The organism is Pseudomonas sp. ZL2, from assembly GCF_054788455.1.
This window is the reverse complement of sequence record NZ_JBGOGX010000047.1, coordinates 85,335-102,015: the sequence shown is the minus strand read 5'-3', so window position 1 is coordinate 102,015 and position 16,681 is coordinate 85,335. Positions and strand designations below refer to the sequence as shown.

General features: G+C 62.8%; 11 protein-coding genes. 10 read left to right on the top strand and 1 reads right to left on the bottom strand.

Annotation, left to right across the window (positions count from 1 at the left end; genetic code table 11):
• Positions 1-27 precede the first annotated feature (27 nt).
• The 3 genes from rpmE to ABM562_RS21760 all read left to right on the top strand — a co-directional run bounded on the left by rpmE (position 28) and on the right by ABM562_RS21760 (position 2,514).
• A complete protein-coding gene (rpmE, locus tag ABM562_RS21770; protein ID WP_010222223.1) occupies positions 28-243 on the top strand; it encodes a 50S ribosomal protein L31 in 216 nt (71 codons plus the stop codon).
• A gap of 2 nt (positions 244-245) precedes the next feature.
• Positions 246-1,067 carry a thermonuclease family protein gene (locus tag ABM562_RS21765; RefSeq protein WP_134061201.1) on the top strand — a complete coding sequence of 274 codons (822 nt, stop codon included), beginning with the start codon at positions 246-248 and terminating at the stop codon, positions 1,065-1,067.
• Positions 1,068-1,245: 178 nt separating this feature from the next.
• Positions 1,246-2,514 carry a malic enzyme-like NAD(P)-binding protein gene (locus ABM562_RS21760; protein ID WP_115089391.1) on the top strand — a complete coding sequence of 423 codons (1,269 nt, stop codon included), beginning with the start codon at positions 1,246-1,248 and terminating at the stop codon, positions 2,512-2,514.
• 186 nt (positions 2,515-2,700) lie between these two features.
• Here the strand turns inward: ABM562_RS21760 and ABM562_RS21755 are convergent, their stop codons facing one another.
• Positions 2,701-5,154, bottom strand: a complete 2,454-nt coding sequence (locus ABM562_RS21755) for a penicillin-binding protein 1A (protein ID WP_166675627.1) — start codon at positions 5,152-5,154, stop codon at positions 2,701-2,703.
• 135 nt (positions 5,155-5,289) lie between these two features.
• Here ABM562_RS21755 and pilM point away from each other — a divergent pair, with 135 nt between their 5' ends.
• From pilM to gltB, 7 genes are all read left to right on the top strand, one after another.
• Positions 5,290-6,411 (top strand): type IV pilus assembly protein PilM, encoded by a 1,122-nt coding sequence (gene pilM / locus ABM562_RS21750; protein WP_460423300.1) that lies wholly within the window; start codon positions 5,290-5,292, stop codon positions 6,409-6,411.
• Between the two features lie 47 nt (positions 6,412-6,458).
• Positions 6,459-7,262 carry a pilus assembly protein PilP gene (locus tag ABM562_RS21745; protein WP_460423299.1) on the top strand — a complete coding sequence of 268 codons (804 nt, stop codon included), beginning with the start codon at positions 6,459-6,461 and terminating at the stop codon, positions 7,260-7,262.
• A 24-nt stretch (positions 7,263-7,286) separates the two neighbouring features.
• Complete coding sequence (locus ABM562_RS21740) at positions 7,287-8,528, top strand: type IV pilus secretin PilQ (RefSeq protein WP_460423297.1); 1,242 nt, start codon at positions 7,287-7,289, stop codon at positions 8,526-8,528.
• A 4-nt stretch (positions 8,529-8,532) separates the two neighbouring features.
• Positions 8,533-9,051, top strand: a complete 519-nt coding sequence (gene aroK / locus ABM562_RS21735) for a shikimate kinase AroK (protein WP_115089385.1) — start codon at positions 8,533-8,535, stop codon at positions 9,049-9,051.
• Positions 9,052-9,150: 99 nt separating this feature from the next.
• Positions 9,151-10,248 (top strand): 3-dehydroquinate synthase, encoded by a 1,098-nt coding sequence (aroB, locus tag ABM562_RS21730; protein ID WP_460423296.1) that lies wholly within the window; start codon positions 9,151-9,153, stop codon positions 10,246-10,248.
• 16 nt (positions 10,249-10,264) lie between these two features.
• Positions 10,265-11,869 carry an SPOR domain-containing protein gene (locus tag ABM562_RS21725; protein WP_115089380.1) on the top strand — a complete coding sequence of 535 codons (1,605 nt, stop codon included), beginning with the start codon at positions 10,265-10,267 and terminating at the stop codon, positions 11,867-11,869.
• Positions 11,870-12,232: 363 nt separating this feature from the next.
• A complete protein-coding gene (gltB, locus tag ABM562_RS21720) occupies positions 12,233-16,678 on the top strand; it encodes a glutamate synthase large subunit (RefSeq protein ID WP_233674186.1) in 4,446 nt (1,481 codons plus the stop codon).
• The last annotated feature ends 3 nt before the right edge of the window (positions 16,679-16,681 follow it).

Genomic DNA, 16,681 nt, shown 5'->3' with positions numbered 1-16,681 from the left:
GCGGCACGTCAGCACTGAGGAAACACCATGAAAGCCGATATCCATCCGGTATACGAAGCTGTAGAAGTTACCTGCAGCTGCGGTAACAAATTCGAAACTCGTTCGACTCTGGCCAAGGCCCTGCCGATCGACGTTTGCAACCTCTGCCACCCGTTCTACACCGGTAAGCAGAAGGTCCTGGACACCGGCGGCCGCGTACAGAAGTTCGCCGATCGCTTCGGCATGTTCGGTGCCAAGAAGTAAGATTGCGCGAAGCTGGCCCCATGGGTTTGGCATTGCTGCTGAAAAAGGCGTCCCTCGCGGGCGCCTTTTTTATGGGCGCGATTTGGCAGTTGCCGGCCCTGGCGTTCTGCACGGCACCCGTCGATGCGCAGGTCGTCAGCGTGCGTCAGGTGGTCGACGGCGATACCTTGCGTCTGAATGATGGTCGCAGCGTTCGCTTGATCGGCATCAATGCACCGGAAATCGGTCGCAAGGGTCGCACCAGTGAAGCCTTCGCCGAGGCCGCACGCCAACGCTTGCAGGCCCTGGTCAAGGCCAGTGGCGGCCAGGTTGGCCTGGTTCCCGGGGTCGAGGCGCGGGACAAATACGGCCGCACTCTGGCGCATGTCTACGGCCGCTCTGGCGACAATTTCGAAGCACAACTGCTCAGTGAAGGCCTTGGTTACCGGGTTGCGGTGGCGCCAAACGTCTCACTGACAGTCTGCCAGGAGCAGGCCGAGCGCGCCGCTCGTCAGGCCGGCAAGGGCCTGTGGCGGCAAGCGCCACAGACCCCGGCAAGCGAGTTGCGCCAGTCTGGCTTTGCACTGATAAGTGGAAAGGTGATGGATATCGAGCGCAATCGCGGTGGTATCTGGATCGAAATTGACGATTCTCTGGTGCTCCAGGTGCCGGCGCGCCTGCAGCGCAATTTCCCCTCTTCCTTCTTTACTGATCTGAAAGGTCGGCACATCGAAGCCCGCGGTTGGGTGCTGGATCGTTCCCGCAAAGGTGGCCTGAAGCCTGGTCAGCAGCGCTGGTTGCTACCGCTGACCGATCCTTCGATGCTGGAAAGGGTCGAAAGATAAAAAATTGTCTACATTTTTAATTTCGATTGTACACATCGAAACCCTTGCAGACTGCGGCTCTTGGCGGAAAGTCGTAGGTTAAAGGCCTTGACACAAGTGACCGACCAGTCTTGTCGGCCCTTTGCTCTTTGCGTATCCTCGGCGGTCCGTCAGAACAGTAAATAGCGGAATGCCCACCATGTCAGATCTGAAAACCGCCGCTCTCGAATATCATGCTCAGCCTCGTCCGGGGAAACTGAGCGTCGAGCTCACCAAACCTACCGCGACTGCTCGCGACCTGGCGCTGGCCTATAGCCCAGGCGTTGCTGAGCCGGTACGCGAAATTGCTCGCGATGCAGAGCTGGCGTACAAGTACACCGGCAAGGGCAATCTGGTAGCAGTCATTTCCGACGGCACCGCCATCCTCGGCCTGGGTAACCTCGGCCCACTGGCGTCCAAGCCGGTCATGGAAGGCAAGGGCGTTCTGTTCAAGCGTTTCGCCGGTATCGACGTGTTCGACATCGAAGTCGACTCCGAGAGTCCGCAGGCCTTCATCGACACCGTCAAGCGCATTTCCATCACCTTCGGCGGCATCAACCTCGAAGACATCAAGGCGCCAGAGTGCTTTGAAATCGAGCGCGCGCTGATCGAACAGTGCGACATCCCGGTATTCCACGATGACCAGCACGGCACCGCGATCGTTACCGCCGCCGGCATGATCAACGCCCTGGAAATCGCTGGCAAAAACCTGGCCGACGCCAAGATCGTCTGCCTGGGCGCCGGTGCTGCCGCCATCTCCTGCATGAAGCTGCTGGTGAGCATGGGCGCACAGATCGAGAACATCTTCATGGTTGACCGTACTGGCGTGATCCACGCTGGCCGTGACGACCTGAACCAGTACAAGGCAGTGTTCGCCCACGCTACCGACAAGCGCACCCTGGCTGATGCCCTGCAAGGCGCTGACGTGTTCGTCGGCCTGTCCGGTCCGAACCTGCTGAGCGCTGAAGGCCTGAAGTCGATGGCGCCGAACCCGATCGTGTTCGCCTGCTCCAACCCTGACCCAGAGATCTCCCCGGAGCTGGCTCACGCCACCCGTGATGACGTGATCATGGCCACCGGTCGTTCCGACTACCCGAACCAGGTCAACAACGTACTGGGCTTCCCGTTCATTTTCCGCGGTGCCCTGGACGTTCGCGCCAAGCGCATCAACGAAGAAATGAAGATCGCCGCCGCCAACGCCCTGAAAGACCTGGCCAAGCTGCCAGTGCCGAAGGAAGTTTGCGCAGCCTACGGCGTCGACGCCCTGGAATTTGGCCGTGAGTACATCATTCCGAAGCCAATGGATGCCCGTCTGATCACCGTCGTTTCCGATGCCGTGGCCAAGGCCGCAATCGAGACTGGCGTAGCGACCCTGCCGTATCCGAAGAACTACCCGCTGAAAAGCGTGGATGACGTGTTCAACGGCTAAGCTGTTGTAGCGTTGTAACCAAAAGCCCCGGCTCGCGAGAGTCGGGGCTTTTTTGTGGGGGATCGTCTGTGGGTGGGTGTTGGCGTCATCGCTGGCAAGGCCAGCTCCCACAGGTTCAGCGTATGCAGCGCGATTGTGGGAGCCGGCGTTGCCGGCGATGGGCTGGCGAAGCAGCCCCATTGGCCATCAGAACAGGTCGATCGGTGCCGCTTCGTCCGCTGGCAGCGGGCTGCCTGGCGCACTGCCGTTGCCCAGCTCATTGACCGACGGTGGCGTATCTTCGGCCTTGAACAGTTCGAAGTAGGCATTCGGTGTACCCGGTGCCGCTGCCCGGCCACTGACCGGGTCGACGCGCAGGCTGAGGATGCCTTCCGGCTCGGCCGGGGCATGGTTGGGTTTGTCCTTGAGCGCGGCGCCCATGTAGCTCATCCAGATCGGCAGCGCCACCGTGCCGCCATACTCGCGGCGGCCAAGGGTTTCCGGCTGGTCGAAACCAGTCCACACCGTGGTTACGTAATCGGCGTTGTAGCCGGAGAACCAGGCGTCCTTGGACTCGTTGGTGGTGCCGGTCTTGCCGGCCAGGTCAGTACGGCCCAGGGCCAGGGCGCGGCGCCCGGTGCCGCGCTTGATCACGTCCTGGAGCATGCTGGTGAGGATGTAGCTGGTGCGACCGTCGATGATGCGCTCGGCCACGGCCGGCGGTTGAACGATGGCAGCAGGTTCGTTGCTGGTGACGGTACTTAGGCCTTCACCTGGCAGTTGGGTGCTGATTGCCTGCTCTGGTGCGGCGATGCCGGCTTCGACCTGCTCGGCTTGCGGCACACGTGGCGGGTTGGCGGTGAACAGGGTCTCGCCGTTGCGGCTTTCGATGCGCTCGATCAGGTACGGGCTGATCTTGTAGCCGCCGTTGGCAAAGGAGCTCCAGCCGGTGGCGATTTCCATCGGCGTCAGGGTTGCGGTGCCCAGGGCCAGGGACAGGTTGGGCGGCAGGTCCTGCTTGTTGAAGCCGAACTTGCTGATGTAGTCGATGGTCGAGCTGACACCCATGGCCTGCAGCAGGCGGATCGATACCAGGTTGCGCGACTTGTACAGCGCCTCGCGCATGCGGATCGGGCCGAGGAAGGTGTTGGTGTCGTTCTTCGGCCGCCAGACCTTGTCCAGGTACTCGTCGACGAACACGATCGGCGCGTCGTTGACCAGGCTGGCGGCGGTATAGCCGTTGTCCAGCGCGGCGCTGTACACGAACGGCTTGAAGCTCGAACCTGGTTGGCGCTTGGCCTGCATGGCGCGGTTGTAGTTGCTCTGTTCGAACGAGAAACCGCCGACCAGGGCGCGGATCGCGCCGCTGTTCGGGTCCAGCGATACCAGTGCGCTCTGCGCCCCTGGCACCTGGCTGAACTTGAGGCTGCCGTCGTCCAGGCGCTGTACGCGGATCAGGTCACCGACCTGGGCAACGTCCGAGGGTTGCTGCGGCGCACGGCCCTGGCTGTTGGTGTTGAGGAACGGGCGGGCCCACTTCATGGTGTCCCAGGCTACGCTCTCCTGATTGCCGGCGCGGGTCAGCACCTGCAGGCCGGCCTTGCTGACTTCGGTGACGATCACCGGTTCCAGGCCGCCCAGCGGGCGTTGCTTGCTCAGTTCCTGCACCCAAGCGTCGCGGGTCTTGCCCGGGAAGCGCGACTCGGGGCCACGGTAACCATGGCGCTCGTCGTAGGCCGTCAGGCCGTTGAGTACGGCTTTGTTGGCGATTTCCTGCAGGTCGCTCGGCACCGTGGTGGTGACGCGGAAGCCTTCGGTGTAGGCATCGCTGCCGTAGCGGCCGACCATTTCAGCGCGGGCCATTTCGGCGATGTAAGGGGCGTTAACTTCTGGAGTCGGTACGTGGTAGCTGGCGTTGATCGGCTCGGCCAGGGCCGCCTGGTAGCTGGCTTCGTCGATCTTGCCGAGCTTGTACATGCGCCCCAGGATCCAGTCGCGGCGCTCTTTGGCGCGCACCGGGTTGGCCAGCGGGTTGAAGCGCGACGGTGCTTTCGGCAGGCCGGCGATCATCGCCATCTGCGCCAGGCTCACATCGCGGATCGATTTGCCGTAGTACACCTGCGCTGCGGCCTCGATGCCGTAGGCGCGGTTGCCCAGGTAGATCTTGTTGACGTACAGCTCGAGGATCTCGTCCTTGGTCAGTTCGCGTTCGATCTGCAGGGCCAGGAGAATCTCGTTGGTCTTGCGCGAGAAGCTGCGTTCGCTGCTGAGGAAGAAGTTCTTCGCCACCTGCATGGTGATGGTGCTGCCGCCGGTCTGGATATGCCCGGACTTGAGCAATTGTGTTGCAGCACGCATCAGGCTGCTGGGGTCGACGCCGTAGTGATTGGCGAAATTGTCGTCTTCGGCCGACAGCAAAGCCTGGATGAAATGCGGCGGAATGTCGGCGAAACGGATGGGCGAGCGGCGCATTTCGCCGAACTCGGCGATCAGCTTGCCGTCGCTGCTGTAGACCCGCAAAGGGATCTGCAACTGGATGCTTCTGAGGGCCTCTACCGAGGGCAAGCTGGGGCTAAGATACAGAAATGCGCCGCTCAGACCGAGCACGAGCGCGCAGATGACTGCGACGAAAGACCACCAGAAGAACTTCAGCAGGCGTATCAAGGCTTTTGGGCGTCCAGATAGAAGAATGGGTTGCGCGCGGGGCCAGCGGACAAAGGATAAACGCTGGGCATTATAAGCATTTTTCAACTCGCCGCGTTACGCGCGCGGCTGTCGTCAGCAAGGAAAAAACCAATGCTTGGACGCTTCGGCATGGATGCCGGTTCACTCCTGGGGATAGAAATTGCCCCTCCGTCTATCCGACTGGTGCAGTTGCACCGACGCAAAGGCGCCTGGCACGTGCGGGCCTGGGCGCTTGAGCCGCTGCCTGCAGGGGCCATGCTGGACGGCTGGATTGCCGACCCCGAAGTGGTCGGCCAGGCCTTGAAACGCGCGCTGCAGCGCAGTGGTAGCCGCTGTCGGCAGGCCGCTGTGGCATTGCCGGCCACGCGGGCCATCAGCAAATTGATGACGCTGCCGACAGGCCTGAGCGATGCCGAAGTCGCTGCACAGGTGCGCGATGCCGCCGAGCAGTTCATCCCCTTTGACCTTGAAGACACCGCTCTGGATTACCGGGTGCTGGAGCCGCCTGCCGGCGATGCTGTGAGCGTGCAGGTGGCTGTTGCGGCCTGCCATCGCGGGTTGCTGGATGTGCTGGAGGGCACCTTTGAAGTCGCAGGGCTGAGCGCCAGGGTGCTGGAGGTTGATAGCCATGCATTGCAGCGTGCGACCACTGACGATGCGGCAACGCTGCAGATCGACGCCGATCTTTCCCACGAGGCATCGAGCCTGACCGTTGCCTGCGGCCTGGCCATGCGGGGTGTGCGGCTAAACCTGTTGCCATGGCGCGAGCGCCGCCATCAACTGCGTATTCGAAGGTTTCAGGCAGGCTGTGCCGGTGTTGTGCTGCTGGCGGCTGTTGCCACCGGGGTTGTTGATTACCATTTTCGGGGCGTGTTGCAGGAACAGGCGTTGAGTCAGGCCGCGCTCAAACAGGGCGGTGGGCAGCGGGAGCCTGAGGCCTTGTTGCATGAACTGCGTCAGTTGGAGGGCTTGCAGGCCGGTCGCTATTTCGCCGTGGATTTGCTCGAGCAGGTCGAGCGGGCCATGCCCGACGGACTGTACCTCACCGCCCTGAGCCAGGAGCCGACTGCGCTAAGGCTTGCCGGGATGGCTCAGTCGGCTTCAGCGGTTGCGCAGTTGGCAGGCAGCCTTTCGTCTTCACCCTTGATCAGTTCTGCCGAATTACAGCAGGTGAGTGCAGTCGAGGAAGGCCATGCGTTCGAGCTGGTCGCAGCCCTGAAGGTTGAGCCTTGAGCTTCTGGGGTCGGGTAGCACGGTGCATCTGGCCTGTGCAGGTTGTGATGCTGATAGGGTTGCTGGCACTGCTGGCGGGCTTGGCTTACACCCTGCATTTGCGGCCGTTGATGACGCAGGCAGCCCAAGTGGCCGATCAATCGCCGCGCGAGGGTGCAGGCAGCGTCGAGCAGGCCGCAGCAGTGCGCAGCCGACTGCAACAAGCCCGCTGGCAATTGTCGGTGGGGAGTGACGAGCCTGCGGTGTTCGAAACCCTGTCCCGCCTGGCCGAGGCCCATGAGGTGGCCATCGAACAGTTGCAGGTACTCGAAGCGTCGTCCGCGGAGCACTACCTTGAACTCCCCCTGCAACTGCGTCTGCGTGGCGCCTTTTCGGCCCTCGCCGCGTTCTTTGCTGACCTGGCCGGGCAATCGCGGCTGGTGACCTTGCATGGCCTTTCGCTCAAGCCGGCCGATGCGGGGCTTATGCACATGGAGCTGCAAGCCCGGTCCTATCGTCAGCACTCGCTGCATGCCTTGGCAGAGGGGCTGCAGCCGTCGCTTCCCGAGCGACGAGCAGTCACTGTGCTGCGCGATCCCTTTGCGCCTTCTGCTCTGCAGCCGTATGCCGATGGGTTGCAGCGCCTGGCGCTGGAGCGGCTAGAGATGGTCGGTAGCCTGGCCAGTCGCGGAGTCCGCTACGCGCTGATTCAGGCCGATGGCCGGGTGCATCGGCTGCAGGTCGGCGACCGGCTGGGCCGTGATCAGGGGCAGGTTGTCGAGGTCGGTGAGCGCCAGATCGAAGTCATCGAGCAGGTTTTTGTCGCCGGCCAAGGCTGGCAAGCGCGGCGGCGAATACTCGCCCTGCGATGAAGGTGCTGACCAGGGAGGTCATCGATGGGCAAGGGAGGTGTTGTTGCCGCGCTGATAGGGAGCTGCCTGTCTGCCGGTGCGTTTGCGGGGAAGCAGCTGTACGGCGGTGAGCCGCTGTCGTTGAATTTCCAGGATGTCGAGGTACGCACGGTGTTGCAGGTGCTGGCTGACTTTTCCGGGGTCAACCTGGTGGCCAGTGATGCGGTGCAGGGCAAGGTGACTTTGCGTTTGCAGGATGTGCCCTGGGATCACGCGTTGGACCTGGTGCTGCGCAGCAAGGGCCTGGAGCAACGCAAGGACGGTAATGTGCTGTTGGTCGCGCCGCTTGCCGAGCTGGCCGGATCAGTGCCGTCACGGCGCGAGCTGATCCCGATTCACCACGCCAAGGCCACTGATATTGCCGAGCTTTTCCATGCCCTGATGGCCCATGAGGCCGGGGGCGCCAGCCACGGCTCGCTGAGTGTCGACGAGCGCACCAACACCCTGGTCGCCAGTCAGCCGCCGGAGCGCCTGGAAGAGCTGCGCAGGCTGATCGGCGAACTGGACGTGCCGGTTCGTCAGGTGATGATCGAAGCACGCATCGTCGAGGCCAATGTCGATTTCGAGAAGAGTCTTGGGGTGCGCTGGGGTGGGGCTGTGCAGGTGGGCAAGGGCTTGAGCCTTGGCAGCGCCGAGACTTTTGTCGACCTCGGTGTCGATCGGGCGGCGGCTAGCATCGGGGTTGGCCTGGTGCGCAATAACATACTGCTCGATCTGGAACTCAGCGCCATGGAAAAGACCGGCAACGGCGAAGTCATCTCCCAGCCCAAGGTGGTTACCGCCGACAAGGAAACCGCGCGGATCCTCAAGGGCACCGAAGTGCCGTACCAGGAAACCAGCGGCAGCGGTGCCACGTCCGTGACCTTCCGCGAGGCGTCGCTGTCTCTTGAGGTGACCCCGCAGATTACCCCGGACAACCGGGTGATCATGGCGGTCAAGGTGACCAAGGACGAGCCCGACTACCTCAATGCCCTTGATCACGTGCCGGCGATTCGCAAGAACGAGGTCAACGCCAAGGTACGCATCAATGATGGCGAGACCATCGTGATCGGCGGCGTGTACTCGACGGTGCAAAGTAAAGTTGTCGACAAGGTGCCATTTTTCGGCGATGTGCCGTATGTTGGGCGGCTGTTTCGTCGCGATGTTCTACAAGAGAAAAAATCCGAGCTGCTGGTCTTCCTGACTCCGCGTATCATGAGTGACCAGGCGATTGCTGTGAGTCGTTGATTCTGTGCGAAATTTGATACTTGTGGGGCCGATGGGTGCTGGCAAAAGCACCATCGGCCGCCTGCTGGCCAAAGAGCTGCGCCTGCCGTTCAAGGATTCCGACAAGGAAATTGAATTGCGCACCGGCGCCAATATCCCGTGGATCTTCGATAAGGAAGGCGAGCCGGGCTTTCGTGACCGCGAGCAGGCGATGATCGCCGAGCTTTGCGCGTTAGATGGCGTGGTGCTGGCTACCGGTGGTGGCGCGGTGATGCGCGATGCCAACCGCCAGTCCCTGCATGCCGGCGGGCGGGTGGTGTACCTGCACGCCTCGGTCGAGCAGCAGGTCGGGCGCACCTCGCGTGATCGCAACCGGCCGTTGCTGCGCACGGCCAACCCGGAGGCGACCTTGCGCGCGCTGCTGGAGGTTCGCGACCCGCTTTACCGCGAGATTGCCGATCTGGTGGTGGAAACCGACGAACGGCCGCCGCGGATGGTGGTGCAGGATATTCTCGAGCGCTTGCAGAAGTTGCCGCCCCGTTAAGCCAGGACTATCCTCGGCGACCAGTCATGCCGTGACAGGGCACACCGTTATCGCGCGGTTCGAGCCATCGATGCCGCGCCTAGTTCATTGTGGGGACACATGCAGACACTAAAGGTCGAATTGGGCGAACGTAGCTACCCGATCTACATTGGCGAAGGCCTGCTGGATCAGCCTGAACTGCTGGCGCCGCATATCGCTGGCCGGCAGGTCGCCATCGTGTCCAACGAGACTGTCGCGCCCCTCTATCTCGACCGTCTGCGCAAGACCCTGGGTGCCTATTCGGTGCTGCCGGTGGTTTTGCCGGATGGTGAGGCTTACAAGAACTGGGAAACCCTGCAGCTGATCTTCGATGCGCTGCTGACTGCCCGCCACGACCGCCGTACTACCGTGGTCGCGCTTGGCGGCGGGGTGATTGGCGACATGGCCGGCTTTGCTGCTGCCTGCTACCAGCGCGGCGTGGATTTCATCCAGGTGCCGACGACCTTGCTGTCCCAGGTCGATTCGTCGGTGGGTGGCAAGACCGGTATCAACCACCCGCTGGGCAAGAACATGGTCGGTGCCTTCTATCAGCCCAACGCGGTGCTGATCGACACCCGCAGCCTCAATTCCCTGCCACCGCGCGAGCTGTCGGCGGGCCTGGCCGAAGTGATCAAGTACGGCCTGATCTGTGACGAACCGTTTCTTGGCTGGCTCGAAGAGCACATGCAGGCCCTGCGCGGCCTCGACCAGGCGGCGCTGACTGAAGCCATCCGCCGTTCCTGCGCGGCCAAGGCCGCGGTGGTTGGCGCCGATGAACGCGAGTCGGGCGTGCGCGCCACCCTGAACCTGGGCCACACGTTTGGCCACGCCATCGAGACCCACATGGGCTATGGTGTGTGGCTTCACGGTGAGGCCGTCGCTGCTGGCACCGTAATGGCCCTGGAGATGTCCATGCGCCTGGGCTGGATCAGCCAGCAGGAGCGTGACCGTGGTATCCGTCTGTTCCAGGATGCAGGCTTGCCGGTTGTGCCGCCGGCACAGATGTCCCCGGCGCAGTTCATGGAACACATGGCAGTAGATAAAAAGGTACTCGACGGTCGTCTGCGTCTGGTCCTGCTGCGCCGCATGGGCGAAGCGGTGGTCACCGACGACTATTCAAAAGAGATTCTTCAGGCCACGCTGGCCGCGGATTACCGCGCGATCGTGGCCCAGCTTTGAGGTTGATGAGCGTCCGATGACTAGTTTGCATGCCGACGAGGCCTTTCTCGGCCATTACCAGTTGAACCACGACCCCTTCGCTGCACGGGTGCCGGGTTTCAAATTCTTCCCTGCCCAGCGCAAGCCGGTGCTCGGTCAACTGCACCACCTGGCCCGTTACAGCCAGTTGCTGCTGGTGGTCACCGGCCCTCAAGGCAGTGGCAAGACCCTGCTGCGCCAGGCCCTGGTGGCCAGCACCAACAAGCAATCGGTGCAGAGCGTGGTGGTTTCCGCCCGTGGCGCCAGCGATGCCGCCAGCCTGCTCGCCCAGGTTGCCCAGTCGCTGGGCGTGGCCCAGGCTGAAGTTCCGGACATTCTTGCCCAGGTGGTGCAACTGGCACTGACCGGGCAGGAAGTCTATCTGCTGGTGGACGATGCGGAACAACTTGGCGAGTCGGCACTCCAAGCCTTGCTGGAGTTGGCGGCGGGCACTCCGGAAGGGCGTCCGCATGTCTTCCTGTTTGGCGAGCCGTCACTGATCGCCGGGCTGGAAGAGCTCAATGCCGAGCAAGAGCGGTTTCACGTCATCGAGCTTGAGCCCTACAGCGAAGAAGAAACCCGTGAATACCTCGAGCAGCGCCTGGAAGGTGCCGGGCGGGGCATCGAGGTGTTCAGCAGTGAGCAGATCGTTGATATTCACCAAAACTCTGACGGCTGGCCTGGGGCAATCAACCAGGTCGCCCGCGATACCTTGATCGAAGCCATGATCGCCAGCCGCACAACGGCGAAGCGACCATCAATGGGGTTCAATATGCCGAAGAAACATGTGCTGGCGTTGTCTGCAGTCGTTGTGGTCGCCGTTGCGGCCGCCGTGCTGATGCCGAAGAAGGGTGACCAGGCGCCTACTGCCCCTGCCGAGCAGGCGCAACTGCCACTGGGCGAAGGTCAGCCAGGCAATGCCCAGTCGAACAATGGCGGCCCGGCGATCGAATTCGCCGGCAACTCGCAGCCGATGCCCCTGCCGCTGGTAGGCCAGTCGCAACCGGTCATGCGTGGCCCGCTGGCCGAGTCCACCGGCATGGGTGAAGGCGAAGAATCCACGCCGGCTGGCGAAACCGCTCTGCAACCGCCGACCGTCACCACGATTGCACCGCCAGCGGGTGTCGCCGCTGGCCCGGCGCCAACGCCAGCACAGCCTGTTGCTGCGGCACAGCCGGTTGCACCTGTGCAGCAGCCGGTAGCGCCAGTTGCCAGCAAGCCGGTTGCACCGGTGGCCAAGCCTGCGCCAACCCAGGTTGCAACCGCCAAGCCTGCGCCTAAACCTGCAGAGAAGCCGGCGGCCAAGCCTGCGGCCGGTGGTAGCTGGTATGCCGGGCAGAAACCGGGCAATTATGTCGTGCAAATCCTCGGTACCAGCTCCGAAGCGTCGGCCCAGGCCTTCGTCAAGGCTCAAGGTGGCGACTATCGCTACTTCAAGAAAACCCTGCAGGGCAAGCCACTGTACGTCATCACTTACGGCAACTTTGCCAGCCGTGATGCTGCTCTGGCTGCAATCAAGGCCTTGCCAGCCAAGGTCCAGGCTGGTAAACCTTGGCCACGTACCGTCGCCAGCGTCCAACAAGAACTGGCCTCGACCCGCTGATATAGCCTGGTGGCACTACCCCCGCCACCTGCTGAGCGACTCCTGAACATCGGTCAAGCCTGCTGCGTACTGCGCGGCAGGCTTTTCTGTCCCAGACTGCCGGCCACAAGCCCATCTTGCAGTCCAGGCTGAAACGCTTCAGACTCAAGCCATGCCGTTACCACGGCGCACGCTTAAAAACATTCAAAAACGCGACATGGATTTACGGCAATTCGTCGTAAATTTGTGGGCTTCCCTGTCGCTGTGCAACAATGGCTCCCCTATTGCCCCCGCAAAGCTGGCATTCGTTCGGCGTGGATGGTAAGTGGTTGTACTAAAAAAAGATTTGCCTTGGTGAGAGGCGAACCTGGTGAGAAAGTGTCTATGAAAACAGGTCTGTACCATCCCGAAGAATTCAAGGATAACTGTGGTTTCGGCCTGATCGCCCATATGACGGGCGAACCCAGCCACCACCTTTTGCAAACGGCCATCCAGGCCCTGACCTGCATGACCCACCGCGGTGGGATCAACGCCGACGGCAAGACCGGCGACGGTTGCGGTCTGCTCATGCAGAAGCCCGATCAGTTCCTGCGCGCCGTGGCCCGCGAACAGTTCGGCAATGAGCTGCCCAAGCAGTACGCGGTAGGCATGGTGTTCTTCAATCAGGACAACGCCAAGGCTGAAGCCGCGCGCGCCAACATGAACCGCGAGATCCTCGCGGCGGGCCTGCAACTGGTGGGCTGGCGCAAAGTGCCGATCGACACCAGCGTCCTCGGCCGCCTGGCCCTGGAGCGCCTGCCGCAGATCGAGCAGGTGTTCGTTGGCGGTGAAGGCCTGAGCGATCAGGAATTCGCCATCAAGCTGTTCAGTTCCCGTCGTCGCTCTTCGGTGGCCAATGCCGCCGACACCGACCACTACATCTGCAGCTTTTCGCACAAGACCATCATCTACAAAGGCCTGATGATGCCGGCGGACCTCGCCGCCTTCTATCCGGACCTGAGCGACGAGCGCCTGCAAACCGCGATCTGCGTGTTCCACCAGCGCTTCTCGACCAACACCTTGCCGAAATGGCCGCTGGCGCAGCCGTTCCGCTTCCTCGCCCATAACGGCGAAATCAATACCATCACCGGTAACCGCAACTGGGCCCAGGCGCGTCGCACCAAGTTCGCCAACGACCTGATCCCCGACCTCGAAGAGCTCGGCCCGCTGGTCAACCGTGTCGGTTCCGACTCCTCGAGCATGGACAACATGCTCGAACTGATGGTCACTGGCGGCATCGACCTGTTCCGTGGCGTGCGCATGATCATTCCGCCGGCGTGGCAGAACGTCGAGACCATGGACGCCGACCTGCGCGCCTTCTACGAATACAACTCCATGCACATGGAAGCGTGGGACGGCCCGGCCGGTGTGGTACTGACCGAAGGCCGCCACGCGGTGTGCCTGCTCGACCGCAACGGCCTGCGCCCGGCGCGCTGGGTCACCACCAAGAACGGCTACATCACCCTAGCGTCGGAAATCGGCGTGTGGGACTACAAGCCGGAGGACGTGATCGCCAAGGGCCGTGTCGGCCCGGGGCAGATCTTTGCCGTGGACACCGAAACCGGGCAGATCCTCGACACCGATGCCATCGACAACCGCCTGAAGTCGCGCCACCCGTACAAGCGCTGGCTGCGTCAGAATGCCCTGCGCATCCAGGCTGACCTCAGCGACGACCAGGGCGTGGCCAGCTACGACGCTGACCAGCTCAAGCAATACATGAAGATGTTCCAGGTCACCTTCGAAGAGCGCGACCAGGTGCTGCGTCCGCTCGGCGAACAAGGCCAGGAAGCGGTCGGTTCGATGGGCGACGACACGCCGATGGCGATCCTTTCGCAGCGCGTGCGTTCGACCTACGACTACTTCCGCCAGCAGTTCGCCCAGGTCACCAACCCGCCGATCGACCCGCTGCGTGAAGCGATCGTCATGTCGCTGGAGATCTGCCTGGGTGCCGAGCGCAACATCTTCCAGGAATCCCCCGAGCACGCCTCGCGGGTGATCCTCAGCTCGCCAGTGATCTCGCCGGCCAAGTGGCGTTCGCTGATGAACCTCGACCGTCCCGGTTTCGAGCGTCAGTTGATCGATCTCAACTACGCAGAAGGCCTTGGCCTGGAAGCAGCGGTGCGCAACATCGCCGACCAGGCCGAAGAAGCCGTGCGCAGCGGCAAGACCCAGCTGGTGCTGAGCGACCGCCATATCGCCCCGGGCAAGCTGCCGGTACATGCCTCGCTGGCCGTGGGTGCCGTGCACCACCGCCTGACCGAGCTGGGCCTGCGTTGCGACAGCAACATCCTGGTGGAAACCGCCACCGCCCGCGACCCGCATCACTTCGCCGTGCTGATCGGTTTCGGTGCTTCGGCCGTCTATCCGTACCTGGCCTATGAAGTGCTGGCCGACCTGATCCGCACCGGCGAAGTGCTCGGTGACCTGGACGAAGTGTTCAAGTACTACCGCAAGGGCATCTCCAAGGGCCTGTTGAAGATCCTCTCGAAGATGGGTATCTCGACTGTCGGTTCCTACCGTGGTGCGCAGTTGTTCGAAGCCGTCGGCCTCTCGGAAGAAGTGGTGAACCTGAGCTTCCGTGGCGTTGCCAGCCGCCTGAAAGGCGCCCGTTTCGTCGACATCGAGAACGAGCAGAAGCTGCTCGCCGCCGAAGCGTGGAGCGCGCGCAAGCCGATCCAGCAGGGCGGCCTGCTGAAGTTCGTCCACGGTGGCGAATACCACGCCTACAACCCGGACGTGGTCAACACCCTGCAGGCCGCCGTGCAGCAGGGCGACTACAGCAAGTTCAAGGAATACACCGCGCTGGTCGACACGCGCCCGGTGTCGATGATTCGCGACCTGCTCAAGGTGAAAACCCTGGAGCAGCCGCTGGAGCTGAGCGAGATCGAACCGCTGGAAGCGATTCTCAAGCGTTTCGACTCCGCCGGTATCTCCCTTGGCGCGCTGTCGCCGGAGGCTCACGAAGCCCTGGCCGAGGCGATGAACCGCCTGGGTGCGCGCTCGAACTCCGGTGAGGGCGGCGAAGACCCGGCCCGCTACGGCACCATCAAGAGCTCGAAGATCAAGCAGGTGGCCACCGGCCGCTTTGGCGTAACCCCCGAGTACCTGGTCAACGCCGAAGTGCTGCAGATCAAGGTGGCCCAGGGCGCCAAGCCGGGTGAGGGCGGGCAACTGCCTGGCGGCAAGGTCAACGGCCTGATCGCCCGGTTGCGCTACGCCGTGCCTGGCGTGACCCTGATCTCGCCACCGCCGCACCATGACATCTACTCGATCGAGGACCTCTCGCAGCTGATCTTCGACCTCAAGCAGGTCAACCCGCAGGCGCTGGTTTCGGTCAAGCTGGTGGCAGAAGCGGGTGTTGGCACCATCGCCGCCGGCGTGGCCAAGGCCTATGCCGACCTGATCACCATCTCCGGCTACGACGGCGGTACCGGCGCTTCGCCGCTGACCTCGATCAAGTACGCTGGTGCGCCGTGGGAGCTTGGCCTGGCCGAAACCCACCAGACCCTGCGCGGCAACGACCTGCGCGGCAAGGTCCGGGTGCAGACCGACGGCGGCCTGAAAACCGGCCTGGACGTGATCAAGGCGGCGATCCTTGGCGCCGAAAGCTTCGGCTTCGGTACCGCACCGATGATCGCCCTGGGCTGCAAGTACCTGCGTATCTGTCACCTGAACAACTGCGCCACCGGCGTCGCCACCCAGAACGACAAGCTGCGCAAGGATCACTACATCGGCACCGTCGACATGGTGGTGAACTTCTTCACCTACGTCGCCGAAGAAACCCGTGAGTGGCTGGCCAAGCTGGGCGTGCGCAGCCTCGGCGAGCTGATCGGGCGTACCGACCTGCTGGAAATGCTCCCCGGCGAAACCGAGAAGCAGAAGCACCTGGACCTCAGCCCGCTGCTGGGCAGCGAGCACGTGCCGGCCGACAAGCCGCAGTTCTGCGAAGTCGACCGCAACCCGCCGTTCGACAAGGGCGTGCTGGCCGAGAAGATGGTCGATATGGCCCTGCCGGCCATCCGCGACCTGTCGGGCGCCGAGTTCGCCCTGGACATCTGCAACTGCGACCGCTCCATCGGCGCGCGGATTTCCGGCGAAATCGCCCGCCTGCACGGCAACCAGGGCATGGCCAAGGCACCGATCACCTTCCGCTTCAAGGGCACTGCCGGGCAGAGCTTCGGCGTATGGAACGCCGGTGGCCTGAACATGTACCTCGAAGGCGATGCCAACGACTACGTCGGTAAAGGCATGACCGGTGGCAAGCTGGTGATCGTACCGCCTGCGGGCAGCCCGTTCGCTACCCAGCACAGCGCCATCATCGGCAACACCTGCCTGTACGGCGCCACCGGCGGCAAGCTGTTCGCCGCCGGTACCGCGGGCGAGCGCTTTGCCGTGCGCAACTCCGGTGCCCACGCGATTGTCGAGGGCACAGGCGATCACTGCTGTGAGTACATGACCGGTGGCTTTGTCTGCGTTCTGGGCAAGACCGGTTACAACTTCGGCTCGGGCATGACCGGTGGTTTTGCCTACGTGCTGGACATGGACAACAGCTTCGTCGACAAGCTCAACCACGAACTGGTCGAGATCCAGCGCATCAGCGGCGAGGCCATGGAGGCTTATCGCAGCCACCTGCAGCGCGTGCTGGCTGAATACGTCGAAGAAACCAACAGCGAATGGGGTCGTGAGCTCTGGGAAAACCTGGACGACTACGTGCGGCGCTTCTGGCTGGTCAAGCCGAAGGCGGCCAACCTGAAGAACCTGCTGTCCAGCACCCGTGCCAACCCGCAGTGATAT

Coding starts and splice junctions, on each gene's coding strand:
- rpmE (WP_010222223.1), top strand. CDS start 28: ATGAAAGCCGATATCCATCCGGTATACGAAGCTGTAGAAGTTACCTGC.
- ABM562_RS21760 (WP_115089391.1), top strand. CDS start 1,246: ATGTCAGATCTGAAAACCGCCGCTCTCGAATATCATGCTCAGCCTCGT.
- pilM (WP_460423300.1), top strand. CDS start 5,290: ATGCTTGGACGCTTCGGCATGGATGCCGGTTCACTCCTGGGGATAGAA.
- ABM562_RS21745 (WP_460423299.1), top strand. CDS start 6,459: ATGCTGATAGGGTTGCTGGCACTGCTGGCGGGCTTGGCTTACACCCTG.
- ABM562_RS21740 (WP_460423297.1), top strand. CDS start 7,287: ATGGGCAAGGGAGGTGTTGTTGCCGCGCTGATAGGGAGCTGCCTGTCT.
- aroB (WP_460423296.1), top strand. CDS start 9,151: ATGCAGACACTAAAGGTCGAATTGGGCGAACGTAGCTACCCGATCTAC.
- ABM562_RS21725 (WP_115089380.1), top strand. CDS start 10,265: ATGACTAGTTTGCATGCCGACGAGGCCTTTCTCGGCCATTACCAGTTG.
- gltB (WP_233674186.1), top strand. CDS start 12,233: ATGAAAACAGGTCTGTACCATCCCGAAGAATTCAAGGATAACTGTGGT.